The sequence below is a fragment of the Gordonia sp. McavH-238-E genome (genome assembly GCF_022348225.1).
GTDB lineage: Bacteria > Actinomycetota > Actinomycetes > Mycobacteriales > Mycobacteriaceae > Gordonia > Gordonia terrae.
Genome location: NZ_JAKRFE010000004.1, coordinates 36363 through 52638 on the forward strand (window position 1 = coordinate 36363; position 16276 = coordinate 52638).

Sequence of the window (16276 nt, forward strand, 5' to 3'; positions counted from 1 at the left end):
ATGGACGCGGCGCCGGGCGCGGTATCGGGATTTCCCGCGCCGCGGGTAAGCAATTCCTTACTTGCGTGTCGTCACCTGCATGGCATCGTGGCGAGGGCGAATGCCGGACTCGACGAAGGTGAGGTGATGGCGATGTTCCCCGCTCGCCGGGACTTCGAGCAGATGATCCTCCACACCGGCACCGGCATCCTCATCCACGAGGCGAGTTCGAAGAACATCCTGTGGGCGAACCCGGCCGCCTGCCGCATCTTCGGATTCACCCTCGAGGAGCTGAAGCCCCTCAAGGCGCACCACATGAGCGCCCAGGAACGGCAGTACCGCCGGGAGGTCGGTGTGGCCTGGCTGCAGTCGGCGGTGGTCCACGGGTCGAGCCGCAAACAGTGGAAGTATCGCGCGAAGGACGGCACCGAGTTCCTCACCGACGCCCGCGCGACCCTCGTGCGCTGCGAGGACGGGCCGGTCGTGATGGTCGAGTTCCGCAACATCTCCGAGGAGGTCGAGTTGCAGGAGGAACTCACCTGGGTGTCGGAGTCGTTGCAGCGCATCATGACCCATACGTCGGCCGGCATCGTCGTCCTCGACGACGACAACTGCATCGACGACATCTCACCGCTGGCCGCGAAGCTGTTCGGCCGCACCCCCGCGGAACTGTCGGGCGTCCACCTGGAAGACCTGGGGCGGTGCGAACCCCGACTCACCAGTGATCCCGTCGTCGAACGACTGGCGGACGGTGCGGGTTCGGTGGAGATCCAGCAGGAGATCATCAAAGACGACGGCAGCACCGTGTGGCTGGCAGGTGAACTCGAGATCGTCGCCCACGACGGCATCCGGTCGCGGGTCCTGACCGTCCGCGACGTGACCGACCGGGTCGAATGGGAACGACGCAACGCCTACCAGGAAGCCAATCTCCAGTACCTGAGCCGCTATCACGCGATGGGCGACATGGCGATGATCCTGGCCCACGAACTCGGCCAACCGCTCGCGGCGTCGACCAATTACCTCAGCGGACTGAAGGCCCGTGTCTCCGCCGAGACGGTCGATGCCCGCAGCCTCGCCTACGGGATCGACCAGATCGAGAAGCAACTCCACCGCGCGGCCGACATCGTGGCGTCGGTCCGCCGCTACGTCCGACGCATCGAGAGCACGACGACGCTCATGGACCTCAACGAGACCGTCGAGGAGAGCCTGTACTTCGTGCGACTGCGCGCAGCCGAGCAGGGGGTGCGCGTCTACGCCGAGATCCCCGACCGCGACCTGCCGATCCAGGGCGAGAACGTGCTCATCGGTCAGGTCATCATCAATCTCTGCGTGAACGCACTCGACGAGATCGTCCGGCCGACGACCGAGGTCAAGGAGCTGTCGATCCAGACCGGCGAGGCCGACGGACTGGCGTCGGTGTGGATCCGGGACCAGGGCCGCGGCATGACGGGCGCACCCACCGATCGGCTTGCGTCCGGCGCCTTCTCGGCCAAACAGGACGGCTCGGGCATCGGGCTGATCATCTCCGAGCACATCGTGGAACGCCATGGCGGCACCATCAGCTACCTGCCCAACGAACCGTCGGGTACCACGGTCCGCGTGACCCTGCCGCTCGCCACCGGCTCGTCCGGATAGGAGTCAGGACGAGCCGTCGAGGATCGCGTCCATCAGACGGATCTGGTCGGCGGGCGCCGTGGTCACCGGGTCCAGCACGGCCGTCACCTGGAGTCCGAAGATGGTCGTCATCAGCAGTTCGACCCCGACGCCGATGTCGCGGGCCGGTAGCTCACCCGCATCCACCGCTTCGTTCCACAGATGCGTCATCTGCGCCTTCCACTCCGCGACCGCCGCGTTGTTGACCTCCGCCATCACGGAGTCGGTCATCGCTCGCTGCCACAGCGACATGGCGATACGAGCCTCGAGGGTGGCCTCGTCAGTCATCGGCATCAGTTCTCGACACAGGGCCCGCAGCGCCGCTCTGCCACTGCGGCGTCGGGTCGCCGACGCGATCCGGGCGTTCGTCGCCTCGATGACGTATTCGTATGCGGTGCGCAGGATCTCGTCCTTACCCGCAAAGTAGTGACTGAGCGCCCCGTTCGTGTACCCGGCCTCCGTGGCGAGATCCCGCATGCTGATCCCGTCGACTCCCCGCGTGGCGAGCAGTCGCCACGCCGCGGCGACGATGGCGCGGCGACGCTCATCGTGGTCGACCAGTCGTGGCATCACATCTCCCTGGGTCGGTTCGGCCCCGGGTAAAGGTTTTACCGACCCTCGTTCGGCTTCCGGCGGGCGCACCCCGGATGTAGCCTCCATCACAGTTCTTGGTTCTACGTTCGTTGAACCATAACCGACAGGAGAGCTCGACATGGTCGACACCACCCATCCGACGTCGGCTCCCGCACGATCGGCCCTCCGGGGTTCGATCGGTGTTGCCGGCATCGTCTTCCTGGTCATCGCGGCGGCCGCGCCGCTCACCGCGGTGGCGGGTTCGCTGCCCGTGATGATCGCCATCGGCAACGGCGCGGGAGCGCCGATGGCCTACCTCATCGCCGCGGCCGTCCTGCTGGTGTTCAGCGTCGGCTACGCGGCGATGAGCAGTTCGGTGACCGACACCGGCGCCTTCTACGCCTACGTCACCAAGGGGCTCGGCCGCAGCGCCGGCGTCGGCTCGGCCGCGCTTGCCTTGCTCGCCTACACGACCATCCAGGCGGCGATCTACGGCCTGGCAGCGTCCACCGTGCGCGACGTCGTCATCCGATTCGGTGGTCCCGACCTGCCGTGGTGGCTGTGGGCATTCGTACTGATGGCCATGGTCGCCGTCCTCGGCTATCGCAGCATCGACCTCGGAGCCAAGGTGCTCGGTGTCCTCCTCGTCGCCGAGATCGCGTTGATCGTCGCGTTGACGGTCGCGGTGCTGGCGCAGGGCGGCGCGCACGGCGTCGACGTCGTGTCCTTCACGCCGTCGGCCTTCCTCTCGGGTTCGCCCGGCATCGCGCTGATGTTCGCCATCGGTTCGTTCGTCGGCTTCGAGGCGACGGCCATCTACGGCGAGGAGGCCCGCAATCCGAGGCGGACCGTGCCGATCGCGACCTACGTCGCCGTGGGCACCATCGGTGTCCTCTACGCCGCGGCGAGCTGGGCGGTGGTGCTCGCCTTCGGCTCGGATCAAGTACAGGCCGCCGCGCAGTCCGATCCGGCGAACCTGACCTTCATCGCCACCACCACCTTCCTCGGGAGCGTCGCCGCCGACGTCATGATGGTGATGCTGGTGACGAGCCTGTTCGCCGCACTGCTCGCCTTCCACAACGCCATCGCGCGGTACACCTTCGCGCTGTCGCGGACCGGGTACGCACCGCGTCGGCTCATGGATGTGCATAATCGCCACGGCTCGCCGCACATCGGCTCGGTGGTGCAGACGGCGACCGCGTTCATCCTGGTCGGCGCCTTCGCGGTGGCCGGCGCCGATCCCGTGCTGCAGTTGTTCACCTGGATGGCCGGTGTCGCGATCGTCAGCATCCTGGTGCTGATGGTGCTCACCAGCGTCGCGATCATCGTCTGGTTCCGGCGGGACACCGCCGACAACCGCCTGTGGCACACCAGGATCGCGCCGGCCTTGGGAACCGTCGGGTTGCTCGGCATCACCGCGCTCGTGGTCGCCAACTTCACCACCCTCATCAGCGGATCACAGGTCCTCGCCATCGTGTTCCTGCTCGTCATCGCCGCCGTGTTCATCGTGGGCGCATGCATCGGCCGCTGGCGTCACCCGGCGCGCCGAGACACCCCGGCCACGTCCGCATCCTGACCAGCCAACCCAGCCAACCCAGAAAGCGTGTTCTCATGATCGACATCTCGAACCTGCACACCGGCCTCTACATCGGTGGCACCTGGCGCAGCGCAGACGCCACCGTCACGACCCTCAATCCGTCGACGGCACAACCACTTGCCGAGCTCGCATCGGCCGATGACGCCGACGTCGACGCCGCGGTCACCGCCGCGCATTCGGCCTTCCGCGGCGAGTGGGGCGCCCTCGCACCGTCGCGCAAGGGCCTGCTGCTGAACCGGCTCGCCGATCTCGTCGAGCGCGACATCGAACAACTCGCCGCGCTCGAGTCGCTCGACATGGGGCGTCCGCTCGGCATGAGTTCGGCGATGATGATCCCTAACCTGATCGCGACCCTGCGCTACTACGCGGGATGGGCGGACAAGATCAACGGTGAACTCATCGCGAACGACGGCTACCTGGGTGGACCGGTTCCCACGCACGCGTACACCCGGCGCGAACCGATCGGCGTGGTCGGGGCCATCATCCCCTGGAACGCGCCGTTGATGATCCTCGGGTGGAAGCTGGCTCCCGCCCTGGCAGCCGGCAACACGGTGGTCATCAAGCCCGCCGAGGACGCCTCGCTGTCGGTGCTCCGCCTGGCCGAACTCGTCGACGAGGCCGGTTTCCCGGCCGGAACGGTCAACGTGGTCACCGGCCTCGGCCGCGTGGCCGGCGCCGCCCTGTCCCGCCACCCCGGGGTCAAGAAGATCTCCTTCACCGGCTCCACCGAGACCGGTCGGACCATCCTGCGCGACTCCGCGGACACGTTCCGGCGCACCGCACTCGAATTGGGCGGCAAGGCACCGCAGATCGTCTTCGACGACGCCGACCTCGACGCCGCCATCCAGGGGTGCGCGATGGGCATGTTCTTCAACCAGGGCGAGGTCTGTGCGGCGGGCACCCGGGTGATCGCGCACCGCAAGGTCTACGACGCGATCCTCGACGGACTCACCGGCGCCGCCCAGGCCCAGGTTCTCGGCGACCCGTTCGACCCGTCGACGACGATGGGCCCGCTGGTCAACGCCCGTCAGCGGGACCGCGTCCTCGCCCTGCTGGAGACCGGCGTCGACGAGGGCGCCGAGGTCGTCATCGGCGGTGCGGCGCCGGACTCCGCCGGGTTCTACGTGACACCCACCGTCCTGGCCGGGCACAACGACATGACCGTCGCCCGCGAGGAGATCTTCGGACCCGTCGGCCTGGTCATCCCGTTCGACACCGACGACGAGGCGCTGGCATCGGCCAACGACAACCAGTACGGACTGTCGGCGACCCTCTGGACCACGGACCTCACCCGCGCCCACACCGCCGCCGCGCGCATCGATGCGGGGGCCATCGGCATCAACGGATGGTCACCGCTGGCACCGCAACTCCCGTGGGGTGGGGTCAAGGCGAGCGGTATCGGTCGCGAGCTCGGGTACGAGGGCGTCCTCGCCTACACCGAGTCCAAGACCGTCACCGTCGTGCTCTGACATCCCATCCTCCCCACACCGTTCTCAGGAGCAGCCATGTCCTCTCATCCCCTACCCGGCGCCGACGAATCCGCGCCGCACGCAGCAGGTTCCGGGCGATCCCCACGTCCATCTGTCCTCGTCATCGGCGCCGGCTTCGCCGGACTCACCGCGGCCCGCGAGCTCGAGGCCGCCGGCATCGAGGTCCGCGTCGTCGAGGCACGCGAACGCATCGGCGGCCGTGCCTGGACCGACGAACGCCTGGGCGGCCATGCCCTGGAGATGGGCGCGACGTGGGTGCACTGGATGCAACCGTTCGTCTGGACCGAGATCACCCGCTACGCGCAGACGATCTACCCCAGCCCCGACATCGAGTCGGCGTACTGGGTGAGCGACGGCGTCGTGCACTCCGGCACCGAACACGACCTCGACACCAAGCTCTCCCGGCTGCAGGAGACCATCGTCGACGGCTCGCGCGAGTTCTTCCCGTACCCGCACGACCCGCTCGCCATCCTCCGCGACCCCGACACGGATCCCGAACTGCGGGAACGATTCCTGGCCGCCGACAAGGGCAGCGTCCTCGACTGCCTGCACAACGGTGACTTCACCCGCGAGGAGATCGATCTCGCCGACTCGTACTGGTCGGCCGGTTATCAGGGCGCGACGGCCACGGCGTCCCCGCTGATGGCCAAACACTGGGCCTCGCTGAGTGATCACCGCAGCTCTCTCATGGACGAGCAGACCCTGCGGTTCAAGCTCACCAACGGGATGCGGGGCCTCTACGACGCGATCGCCGGCGACCTGCGTGGCGAGATCACGCTGGGCACACCGGTTCGTTCGGTGGCCCACGATTCCCACGGCGCCCGGGTGACACTGGCGACCGGTGAGGTCGTCGCGGCGGACGCGGTGATCGTCACCGCACCCATCGGCGCGCTGCGCACCATCGACTTCAGCCCCGCGCTGTCGGCCGAGCAGACCGCCCTCATCGCCGACGGGACCAACTCGGTGGGGTTCAAGATCTGGATCAAGGTCGCCGGTCACCACTCCGTGATCGCCGGAGCGCCCGGACAGCACCCGATCTCCCTGCTGCGCAGCGAGTACTTCCTCGAGGACGAGGACGCCACCATCCTCGTCGGCTTCGGCTCCGACCACACCGCCATCGACCTCGACGACGTCGCCTCGGCACAGAAGGCCGTCGATGTGTGGCGCACCGATCTGACGGTGCTCGAGTGCGGCGGTCACGACTGGGTGGCCGACCCCTGGTCCGGCCAGACCTGGGCGACACTCAAGTCCGGTCAGTTCTTCAACGGCTGGAGCCTGTTCCACGACTCCACCACCCGCCTGCACTTCGCGGGGGCCGACTTCGCGAAGGGCTGGAACGGCGTGGTGGTCGACGGCGCCATCGAATCCGGGATCACCACCGCACGCAAGGTGATCGCCGAACTGCGGTGAGCGCGCGGACGCCGGAGCCGCCGTCCGGGTGGCTGTTAGCCTGCCCCCATGTCGGAGCCGCCGCCGTTCAGCCCGGTCGTCACCCTGCTCACCCTCAGCCGGGTGTGGGAGGCCGAGCTCGGCTCCGCGCTCAAGCCCCTCGGACTGACGACGCGGAAGTTCGGTCTGCTCGGCCACATCCGCGGCACACCGGACATCTCCTTCAGCGAACTGGCCCGCCGGTCGCGCATCACGGTGCAGAGCGCACACGCCGCGGTCTCGGGCTTCGTCGACGCCGGCCTCGTCGACGACGCCACCGCCCACGCCGGGGCCGCGTCGACGTTGCGGATCACCCCGGCGGGCGAGGAGGCGCTCACCCGCGCCACCGAGGCGGTCACCCGGCTCGACGCCGAGTTCACCTCGCGTGATCCCGAACTCGCCCAGGCACTGCGCGACGTGATGAGACGCGCCATCTCGGAGTCCTGATCCGCCGCGGTGCCGTACGGAGCCACCTTCAGTTAGACTGAAGGTCGTGAAAGTCCGTCACTATTTCCGTCGACCCCCGACCGTGCCCGCCGCCGAGGCGCTGCGCCTGGTCGCCGAGGGCGCCGTCGTCGTCGATGTCCGCCGCGAGTTCGAATGGAACCGCGTCCACATCCCGGATGCGGTCCACATGCCCCTGGAGGTGCTGCCGACGCGGTGCCTCGAACTGCCCGAGGACACCCTGCTCATTGCGTTCTGCACCGGCGGAATCCGATCCGCCGGTGCGGCAAACCTCCTCGTGGAGAACGGATTCGAGGCCGTCAACATGAGTGGCGGCCTCATCGGCTGGCGAGCGGCCGGCGGCGACCTCACCGAGTGAGATCGCCACCGTCGACGGCTCAGGCGTTCGCGTTGGCGAACGACTCGAGACTGCTCGTCGCGTCGATGTACTCGGTGACCCACCGTTCGATCACCGCGGAGGTCTTCTCGACCTTGCGGAACTGCCCGACGACCTGCCCGACGGGGTTGAAGGCGACGTCGATGCTCTCGTCGGGGTGCTTGTGGGTCGCCGCGACCGCCATGCCGGAGACCATGTACTGCAACGGCATTCCCAACGGATCGGGATTTTTCGGGTCCTCCCAGGCCTCGGTCCAGTCGTTGCGCAGCATCCGGCACGGCTTGCCGGTGAACGACCGGCTGCGCACCGTGTCGCGACTGGAGGCGTCGATGTAGGTCTGCTGCTGGACCGGGGTGTTCTCCGCCTCTTCGACCATCAGCCACTGCGAACCGCTCCACGCGCCCTGCGCACCGAGCGCGAGGGCCGCCGCGATCTGCTCACCGCTGCCGATGCCCCCGGCAGCCAGAACCGGCACCGGCGCAACCTCTTTGACCACCTGCGGCCAGAGCACGATGGAACCCACCTCGCCGCAGTGACCGCCGCCTTCGCCACCCTGGGCGATGATGATGTCGACGCCTGCGTCGGCGTGCTTGCGCGCCTGCTTCGGCGATCCGCAGAGCGCGGCCACCTTGCGGCCCGCGGCCTGGATCTTCTCGATCATGTCGGCGGGCGGCGTCCCGAGCGCGTTCGCGATCAGGGTGACCTTGGGATGCTGCAGCGCGATCTCGACCTGCGGGGTGGCCGTCGCCTCGGTCCAGCCCAGGAGCTGCAGGGAGTTGTCGCTGTCCTCGTTGAGCGGCACACCGTGGTCACGCAGGAGCTTGCGTCCGAAGTCGAGGGTCTCCGCCGGGACCATCGACTGCAGCATCTTGGTGAGCTCGTCACCCGACATGTTCGAGTCCATGCCCTCGTACTTGTTCGGGATGACGATGTCGACGCCGTAGGGACGGTCGCCGATGTGCTCGTCGATCCAGTTCAGCTCGATCTCGAGTTCCTCCGGGGTGAACCCGACCGCGCCGAGCACCCCGAATCCGCCCGCCTTGCTCACCGCGACCACCACGTCGCGGCAGTGGGTGAACGCGAAGATCGGGAACTCGATACCGAGCTCATCACAGATCGGGGTGTGCATGCAGGACTCCTCGCCGGTCAGAATTAGAACGTGTTCTACTCTGAATACCAGGCCAGGGGGTCACGGACAAGCGTTCGACGGGAACCCGGGCCGCATCAACCCCCGGCGCCGGGAGCGAAGCGAGCGGGCCGGATGAACCCGGCGCCGGGAGCGAAGCGAGAGCGGGCCGAATCAACCCGGCGCCGGGAGCGAAGCGAGCGGGCCGAATCGATCCCGTCACCTTCCGTAGGGTTGCCGCGCCGTCTCCGGGTCGCCGTAGGTGATCGCGCGCTCTCGCCGACTGTCGGTGAGCAGCGTTGCGCCCCAGGTCATCACGGTGCCCATCCGATTGCGCACACCCGCCAGGAACGCGATGTGGATGACACCCCACGCGACCCAGCCCAGGAAGCCCGACAGTTGCAGGGGTCCCGACTGCACGATCGCGTGCCGGCGCGCGATGTAGGCCGCCGTGCCGAGGTCGCGGTACTTGAACGGGGACCGGTCCGCTTGTCCCGCAACGGTTTCGGCGATCACCGCGCCGACGTGCCGGCCGCCCTGCATGGCCACCTCGGCGACCCCTGGGAGGTCGCGGTAAGCGCTCATGTCACCGCACACGAAGACGTCGGGGTGACCCGGGACCGACAGGTCGGCTTCCACCGGTATCCGGCCGCCGCGGTCCTGGTCGGCCCCCAGCGCCCGAGCGAGCGTGGTCGCGAACGGGACGGCCTCGACACCGGTCGTCCACAGCGTCGTCCGCGCGGGGTACGTCTGCTTGTCGCCGTCGGCCTTGCGGGTCGTCTCGACGTGGTCCTCCCCCACACCGGTCACGTGTACGCCGAGGTGGGTCTCGACCCCGAGTTCGTCGAGTGTGCGCTGGGCCCTGGCCGACAGCTTGGTGGAGAACGACGGCAACACCCGATCACCGCCGTGCAGGAGCAGCACCCGCGCTTGCGCCGGATCGATCGCATCGAACTCGCGCTCGAGCGCGAGCGTCGCGACCTCCCGGATCTGCCCCGCGAGCTCGACTCCGGTCGGCCCGCCGCCGGCCACCGCGAAGGTGAGCCAGGATCGCTGCTCCTCCGGGTCGGTGACCGTCTCGGCCATCTCGAACGCGGCCATGATCTTGCGCCGGATGGACAGCGCGTCGTCGAGGGTCTTCATTCCCGGTGCATGGGCGGCGAAGTCCTCGTTGCCGCGGTAGGCGGTGCGCATCCCGGCCGCGACCACCAGATGGTCGTACGACAGGCGGAAGGACGATCCGTCGATGCGGTCGACCGTCAGCTCGCGGGCGTCGACGTCGATGTCCGATGCCTCGCCGAGCACCACGTCGAGGTTCTTGTGCCGGCGCGTCAGATGACGGACCGGGCTGGAGATCGCGCCTTCCGACAGCAGCCCGGTGGCGCACTGATACAGCAGCGGTTGGAACAAGTGACTGGTTCCGCGGTCGACGACGGTGACGTCGACCGGCTCGTTCTTGAGCCGGCGGACACAGTGCATGCCCGCGAATCCGGCGCCGATGACGACAACTCTGGGTCTTGGGGTGGCCACCCGGCCGATTGTTCCAGACATTCCCGCGCCTGCGGCGGGTGTTTACCGCCCGGGACGTCGGGTACGCCCCGCGATGTGGAAGCCAAAATCTCGCTGTCCGTGAACGGTGCCCTCCGCGACGTCGTAGTGGACACGCGCACGACCCTGCTCGACGGCCTCCGCGACCGCCTGGGCATCTTCTCCCCCAAGAAGGGATGCGACCACGGGCAGTGCGGCTCGTGCACCGTGCTGGTCGACGGTCGCCGGATCGTCAGCTGCCTGTCGTTCGCGGTGGCCTATGAGGGCACCGAGATCGTGACCGCCGAGGGGCTCGGTGACGGCGACGACCTGCACGAGATGCAGGAGGCGTTCATCGACGAGGACGCCTTCCAGTGCGGCTACTGCACCCCCGGCCAGCTGTGCTCGGCGGTCGGCATGCTCGACGAGGCGAAACAGGGCCACCCGAGCCACGTCACCGAGGACCTCGACCCCGCGGCCACCGATGACGCGAACGGCCTGGCCGACGACGAGATCCGGGAACGGATGAGCGGCAACCTCTGCCGCTGCGCGGCCTACCCCAACATTCTCGCCGCGATCCGACAGGTGGCCGATCGATGATCCCGTTCACCTACGACCGCGCGACCGATGTGGCCGGCGCTGTCGCATTCCTGCGCGACCACGACGGTGCGAAGCTGATCGCCGGCGGCACCAACCTCGTCGACCACATGAAGCTCGGTGTCGCCGATCCGCCTGCCCTGCTCGACATCTCGCGCCTCCCGCTCGACGGCATCACCGAGCGGCCGGACGGTTCGCTGCGTCTGGGCGGCACCGCGCGCAACGCCGACACCGCCGCCCACCCCCTGGTCCGACGCCGCTACCCGGTGTTGGCGCGCGCGCTCCTCTCGGGGGCGTCACCACAGTTGCGCAACCTCGCGACCAACGCGGGCAACCTGCTGCAACGCACGCGGTGCGTGTACTTCCAGGACGTCACGACGCCGTGCAACAAGCGGACGCCGGGCTCGGGTTGCTCGGCCATCGGCGGCTACACCCGGTACCACGCCATCCTGGGCGCGTCCGACGCCTGCGTGGCGACCCACCCGTCGGACATGGCCGTCGCCCTGACCGCACTCGACGCCCGCGTGGTGGTGCAGGGTCCCGACGGCGAGCGCGTCGTGGACATCCTCGATCTGTACCGGCTTCCGGGGGAGCATCCGGAGCGGGACACGGTCCTCGAACCGCGCGACGTCATCGTGGCCATCGACGTGCCGCCACCGCCGCCCGACTCGGCGTCGACCTATCGCAAGGTCCGTGACCGCGCCTCCTACGCCTTCGCGCTCGTGTCCGTCGCCGCCGAGCTGCGCATGGACGGTGACGTGATCGGTGAGGCACGCATCGCACTCGGCGGTGTCGCCCACAAGCCCTGGCGCGCCGAACGCGCCGAATCCGTGGTGCGCGGACAGCGTCCGTCGACCGAACTCTTCGCCGCGGCAGCCGATGCCGAACTCGGCGACGCGCGCGGTCTGCACGGAAACGAATTCAAGGTGCCGCTCGCACGACGCACCCTGGTCGCCACCCTGCGGGAACTGAGCACCCGATGACCGCCATCGGCACCTCACACGCCCGGATCGACGGCGCCGACAAGGTCCGCGGCACAGCGCCGTACGCGTACGAACATCTCACCGACGCGGTGTACCTGTGGCCGATCACCGCCGCCGTCGCGCGTGGCCGCGTGACCGGATTCGACACCGCCGCAGCCGAGTCGACGTCCGGCGTCCTCCTGATCCTCACCCATGAGAACGCACCCCGGCTGGCAGACACCTCGAACGGTGACCTGACGATCCTGCAGTCACCGGAGATCGCCTACCGCGGCCAGCTCATCGGCGCCGTCGTCGCGGAGAGTCCCGAGACTGCCCGGGAGGCCGCGGCGGCCGTGATCGTGACCTACGACGACGACGACGAACACGACACCGAGTTCCGCGTGGACCACCCCGACAGCTACCGGCCCGAGCAGGTCAACGGCGGGTTCGAGCCGACCTCGCTGGACGGGGACCCGGATCGTGTTCTCGACGAGGCTACCGGGGGACGTGGCGAGTCCGGCGTCGTCACGATCGACGAGTGGTACTCGACGCCGGAAGAGCACAACAACCCGATGGAGCCCCACACCGTCGTGGCGACGTGGCAGCCCGCCGAGTCGACGCTGACGCTGTACGACTCGACCCAGTCGACGCAGGGCGTGGTGTCCGCGCTGGCTCCGGTGCTCGGACTCGAACCCGATCAGATGAGAGTCGTCGCGCCGCACGTGGGCGGCGGATTCGGCTCCAAGGGGTCCCCGCATTCCCACGACGTGCTGGCCGCATTCGCAGCGATGAGCCTGCCCGGGCGAGCGGTGAAATTCGCCGTGACCCGGCAGCACATGTTCGCCTATGTCGGACACCGCGCGCCCACACGATCGCGGCTGCGACTCGCCGCCGACCGCGACGGCCACCTCACCGCCCTGGTTCACGAAGCACACACGCACAGCGCGCACGTCAAGGAATTCGCCGAGCAGGCCGCGGTCACCTCCCGGTCGATGTATGCCGTCGAGAACCGCCGGACCGACCACCACGTCGTCCCGCTCGACGTTCCGGTCCCCTTCTGGATGCGCGCGCCCGGCGAGGCGCCGGGGATGTTCGCCGGCGAGGTGGCGATGGACGAACTCGCACACGCGATCGGGATCGACCCCATCGAGCTGCGCGTGCGCAACGAACCGCCCGAGGACCCCGAGACGGGCAACCCGTGGTCGTCGAGGCGGCTCCTGGACTGTCTCCGCGAGGGCGCCGACCGATTCGGCTGGGACCGGCGTTCCACCGAACCCGGGTCCCGACGCGACGGCCGGCACCTCATCGGACTGGGTGTCGCATCATCGACCTATCCCCACATGGTGCAGCCCGGGAACGAGGCGTCGATAACCCACCGGTCCGGCCGCTACTCCGTGCGGATCGCCGCCACCGACATCGGCACCGGCGCGTGGACGACGCTGCTGCTCATCGCCGCCGACGCGCTCGGGGTGCCCACCGACGTCGTCGACATCGAGATCGGCGACAGCGCTCTCCCGAGCGCGACCGTCGCCGGCGGCTCGTCGGGCACCTCGTCCTGGGGATCGGCGATCGTCACCGCCGCGCATCAGTTCCGCGCGCGATTCGGCGACGATCCGCCCGAGGGCGCCGAGCTCAGCGCGGAGGCAGCCGACAACCCCGATCTCGAGAAGTTCACGGTGGCCTCGTTCGGAGCGCACTTCGTCGAGGTCCGCGTCGACGCGGACACCGGCGAGATCCGGATCCCGCGCATGCTCGGGGTGTTCTCCATCGGGCGTGCCATCAATCCCCGCACCGTCCGCTCGCAGCTCATCGGCGGGATGACCTTCGGCATCTCGATGGCGTTGCACGAGGAGAGCGTTCGCGATCACCGCTTCGGGCACGTGGTCACCCAGGACCTCGCCGAGTACCACATCCCGGTGCACGCCGACATCGCCGACGTCGACGCGATCTGTCTCGACGACCGCGACGAGCACGCCACCCCGATGGGTTCACGCGGTGCGGGCGAGATCGGCATCGTGGGCAGCGCCGCGGCCGTGGTCAACGCGATCCACAACGCCACCGGGGTGCGGGTCCGCGATCTCCCGGTGCACTGCGACGACCTGCTCGACGGGTTGCCCGACCAGTAGTCCGTGCGGGATCAGGCTGCGCCGGGGTAGCTCGACCATCCCGGCGACGGCGACAGCGACGGCCACGGTTCGGTGGCGGCCGCCGGCAGCCAGTGCGGCATCCCCGCCGGAGTCAGTGCCGCGCAGGACTTCTGATCCGCTGTCGGGGTCGGATACAGCGCCGCGAAGTCGTAGCGGGAGGTGAACCACCCGCCGAACACATCGGCGCCCGGGGTCCGTTCACCACCGCGTGTCGCGGCCGCGGGATCGTCCCCGACCCGCCGGATGTCGATCTCGACCGGCCGCGGGGTGTCGAAGCCGACGGTCCACCCACCGGCGCGCTGCACGGATCGGTATCCGTGGCGGCACAGCACGATTCGCACCCATCCGTTGTCATCGACCCGGCGCAGCGCGCTGTAGAAGGCGGTGCCGACCTCGCGACCCGTCGACGAATCGGTGGGATAGGCCGTGACCATCTGATCGATGTTCGACGGGGCGGCCTCGACGAACCCGGGATAACCCCACCGCACGGACCCGCCGGCATTCGCGAGTTCGAAGGACTCGGTGAAGGCTCGGACGAAGGTGCCTTCGGCTGATTGCGGGTCGAGGACGCCGGAGGCGGACCAGCGGAAGGTGGTGTCGACACCGGGCGGCAGATGCGCGTCCTCGACGGGCCGGGGCGCCGGGCCGGCGACGTCGGGACCGGCCGCGCACGCCGCGAGCCCCGTTCCCAGGACCAGCGCGGCGATGATCGCGGTGAGGCGTCGACGACGATCGTGCGCCACGGCGATCACCCGCTTCGAGAGAGTGCGGTCCGTTACCCGGCTATGTCTGCACCCTAGACATGGACGCATGTCCCACGCGGGATCCCCGTGCACCGGAACGGCGACGAGAAGGTCTCGAAATGGGCACGCTCACCGCAGGTCAGCGTCTCTCGTCGATGTCCTCGCCCGTCGACAGATCCCCACATTCGACGGGTGTGACCGCCCGGGAGCGGAGGTAGACCTGCGCCCCGACGTCACCACCGATGTCGCGCAACGCGGGCCCGAAATGGTCGGCACCGATGTACACCGGGTGTCCCGGCCGGCCCTCGAAGACCGCTCGCGCCAACGCGGCTCGATCAGCCCCGACCGCATCGAGCAGCCGGGCGGTGATCTCCGGGCCGCTGTCCGGGGTGTCGACCACGTGCACCACCAGTCCCGCCGCATCCGGTCGTGCCATCGCCCACCGCAGGGCCGCCGCCACCGAGGCGCCGACACCGTCGGCCCAGTCCTCGACGACCAGCGCACCGGCGCCCGGGGGCGGTTCGACGACCGCCGCTCCCATGGCGACCGCCACCTCCGCGCATCCGCCGTCGCGCAGCGTCGCGACCGCGTGTCCGAGCCACCGACCGTCGTCCGCCAGGATCTTCGGCATCCCGTACCGGGTGCCCGCGCCGGCGGCGAGCACCACACCGAGCACCCGACCCGGCGATCGCTGAGCTCGTCGGGGCGCGGCGGCGTCGGTCATCGCTCCATCTTCCACGCGACGGCCACGCGCGCTCCTCCTAGGCTGGGCAGCATGATTCTCGACGAGATGGACGATGCCGAGGTCCGGGCGGCGTTGCGGTCGTGCTGCGCCTCGACGGCCTGGATCGAGCGCATGATGCGCGCGCGGCCGTTTCACGATGTACCCGCACTGCTCGACTCCGCCGACCGCACGTTGGCGGAGCTCTCCGAAGACGACGTCGACGAGGCGCTCGCGGGGCACCCCCGGATCGGGGACCGGCCGGACAACGCCTCGTCGGCGCGAGAGCAGGCCGGCGTCGCGAGTTCGGCGGCGTCGGTGCTCGCCGACCTGAGGAAGGGCAACGCGGCCTACGAGGAGCGGTTCGGGCACGTGTACCTGGTCTTCGCGAACGGTCGTCCCGCCGACGAGCTGCTCGCCCTCCTCCACCAGCGGATGACCAACGACGCCGCCACCGAACGGCGTGTCCTGCGCGAGGAGTTGGCGAAGATCAATCGCGCCCGCCTGCTCCGTATGCTGTCGACCGAGCGCACCGCCGACGAAGGGATCCCGAGATGACCGGTCTGTCCACACATGTCCTCGACGCGGTGTCCGGGGCACCAGCGGTCGGCATCGAGGTGTCGCTCCAGGACGCGTCGGGAACCCAATTGTCCACGGGTACGACCGATTCGGACGGTCGCATCACGACGGTGAACACCGAACCCCTCGTCCCGGGGATCTACCACCTCGTCTTCGACACCGGCAACTGGTTCGCCGACAACGACATCAAGGGTTTCTATCCCGAGATCGACATCTGTTTCGAGATCGACGACCCCGGGCGCCACCATCACGTGCCGATCCTGTTGAGCCCCTTCGCCTATTCGACCTATCGGGGAAGCTGACCGGCGGCGGG

At 69.0% G+C, this 16276-nt stretch carries 16 protein-coding genes; 11 read left to right on the forward strand and 5 right to left on the reverse strand.

Translation table 11 applies throughout. From position 1 onward, the window contains the following. The first annotated feature begins 132 nt into the window (after nucleotides 1-132). Entirely contained in the window at nucleotides 133-1614 is a 1482-nt protein-coding gene (locus MHN80_RS06535; RefSeq protein WP_239400793.1) for a PAS domain S-box protein, read from the forward strand. 3 nt (nucleotides 1615-1617) lie between these two features. Here MHN80_RS06535 and MHN80_RS06540 read toward each other — a convergent pair whose 3' ends face one another. After that, a complete protein-coding gene (locus MHN80_RS06540; RefSeq protein ID WP_239400405.1) occupies nucleotides 1618-2202 on the reverse strand; it encodes a TetR/AcrR family transcriptional regulator in 585 nt (194 codons plus the stop codon). Nucleotides 2203-2344: 142 nt separating this feature from the next. Here MHN80_RS06540 and MHN80_RS06545 point away from each other — a divergent pair, with 142 nt between their 5' ends. The 5 genes from MHN80_RS06545 to MHN80_RS06565 are packed head-to-tail and all read left to right on the forward strand — an operon-like array spanning nucleotide 2345 to nucleotide 7543. Continuing rightward, nucleotides 2345-3781, forward strand: coding sequence for an APC family permease (locus tag MHN80_RS06545; protein WP_239400407.1), 1437 nt, complete (start codon nucleotides 2345-2347; stop codon nucleotides 3779-3781). Between the two features lie 35 nt (nucleotides 3782-3816). Next, complete coding sequence (locus MHN80_RS06550; RefSeq protein WP_239400409.1) at nucleotides 3817-5271, forward strand: aldehyde dehydrogenase family protein; 1455 nt, start codon at nucleotides 3817-3819, stop codon at nucleotides 5269-5271. A 36-nt stretch (nucleotides 5272-5307) separates the two neighbouring features. Beyond that, nucleotides 5308-6702, forward strand: coding sequence for an NAD(P)/FAD-dependent oxidoreductase (locus tag MHN80_RS06555; RefSeq protein ID WP_239400411.1), 1395 nt, complete (start codon nucleotides 5308-5310; stop codon nucleotides 6700-6702). 48 nt (nucleotides 6703-6750) lie between these two features. Beyond that, on the forward strand, nucleotides 6751-7167 hold the full coding sequence (locus MHN80_RS06560; protein WP_064571578.1) for a MarR family winged helix-turn-helix transcriptional regulator: 417 nt from the start codon (nucleotides 6751-6753) through the stop codon (nucleotides 7165-7167). A gap of 46 nt (nucleotides 7168-7213) precedes the next feature. Then, entirely contained in the window at nucleotides 7214-7543 is a 330-nt protein-coding gene (locus MHN80_RS06565; RefSeq protein ID WP_239400413.1) for a rhodanese-like domain-containing protein, read from the forward strand. Between the two features lie 19 nt (nucleotides 7544-7562). Here the strand turns inward: MHN80_RS06565 and MHN80_RS06570 are convergent, their stop codons facing one another. Both MHN80_RS06570 and MHN80_RS06575 read right to left on the reverse strand, forming a co-directional pair. Next, entirely contained in the window at nucleotides 7563-8690 is a 1128-nt protein-coding gene (locus MHN80_RS06570) for a nitronate monooxygenase (RefSeq protein ID WP_239400415.1), read from the reverse strand. 216 nt (nucleotides 8691-8906) lie between these two features. Continuing rightward, entirely contained in the window at nucleotides 8907-10217 is a 1311-nt protein-coding gene (locus MHN80_RS06575; RefSeq protein ID WP_239400417.1) for an NAD(P)/FAD-dependent oxidoreductase, read from the reverse strand. A 75-nt stretch (nucleotides 10218-10292) separates the two neighbouring features. On the opposite strand from MHN80_RS06575, the gene MHN80_RS06580 reads away from it, so the two are divergent. Genes MHN80_RS06580 through MHN80_RS06590 form a run of 3 tightly spaced genes read left to right on the forward strand, consistent with a single transcriptional unit; the run spans nucleotide 10293 to nucleotide 13899 of the window. After that, nucleotides 10293-10814: a 2Fe-2S iron-sulfur cluster-binding protein gene (locus tag MHN80_RS06580; protein WP_239400419.1), complete on the forward strand. Its 522-nt coding sequence runs from the start codon at nucleotides 10293-10295 to the stop codon at nucleotides 10812-10814. Beyond that, entirely contained in the window at nucleotides 10811-11794 is a 984-nt protein-coding gene (locus tag MHN80_RS06585) for a xanthine dehydrogenase family protein subunit M (protein ID WP_239400421.1), read from the forward strand. Before MHN80_RS06580 ends, MHN80_RS06585 begins: the two co-directional genes overlap by 4 nt. Continuing rightward, nucleotides 11791-13899 (forward strand): xanthine dehydrogenase family protein molybdopterin-binding subunit, encoded by a 2109-nt coding sequence (locus MHN80_RS06590; protein WP_239400423.1) that lies wholly within the window; start codon nucleotides 11791-11793, stop codon nucleotides 13897-13899. Before MHN80_RS06585 ends, MHN80_RS06590 begins: the two co-directional genes overlap by 4 nt. Nucleotides 13900-13910: 11 nt before the next feature. On the opposite strand, the gene MHN80_RS06595 is transcribed toward MHN80_RS06590, so the two are convergent. Then, nucleotides 13911-14672 (reverse strand): hypothetical protein, encoded by a 762-nt coding sequence (locus MHN80_RS06595; protein WP_239400425.1) that lies wholly within the window; start codon nucleotides 14670-14672, stop codon nucleotides 13911-13913. A 130-nt stretch (nucleotides 14673-14802) separates the two neighbouring features. Beyond that, nucleotides 14803-15387, reverse strand: a complete 585-nt coding sequence (locus tag MHN80_RS06600; protein WP_239400427.1) for an NTP transferase domain-containing protein — start codon at nucleotides 15385-15387, stop codon at nucleotides 14803-14805. Between the two features lie 51 nt (nucleotides 15388-15438). Here MHN80_RS06600 and uraD point away from each other — a divergent pair, with 51 nt between their 5' ends. Then, the gene (gene uraD / locus MHN80_RS06605; RefSeq protein ID WP_004021643.1) at nucleotides 15439-15942 is read left to right on the forward strand and encodes a 2-oxo-4-hydroxy-4-carboxy-5-ureidoimidazoline decarboxylase; all 504 of its coding nucleotides are present in this window, start codon (nucleotides 15439-15441) and stop codon (nucleotides 15940-15942) included. Continuing rightward, nucleotides 15939-16265 (forward strand): hydroxyisourate hydrolase, encoded by a 327-nt coding sequence (gene uraH / locus MHN80_RS06610; RefSeq protein WP_004021644.1) that lies wholly within the window; start codon nucleotides 15939-15941, stop codon nucleotides 16263-16265. The genes uraD and uraH overlap by 4 nt, the downstream gene beginning before the upstream one ends. Nucleotides 16266-16276 lie beyond the last annotated feature (11 nt).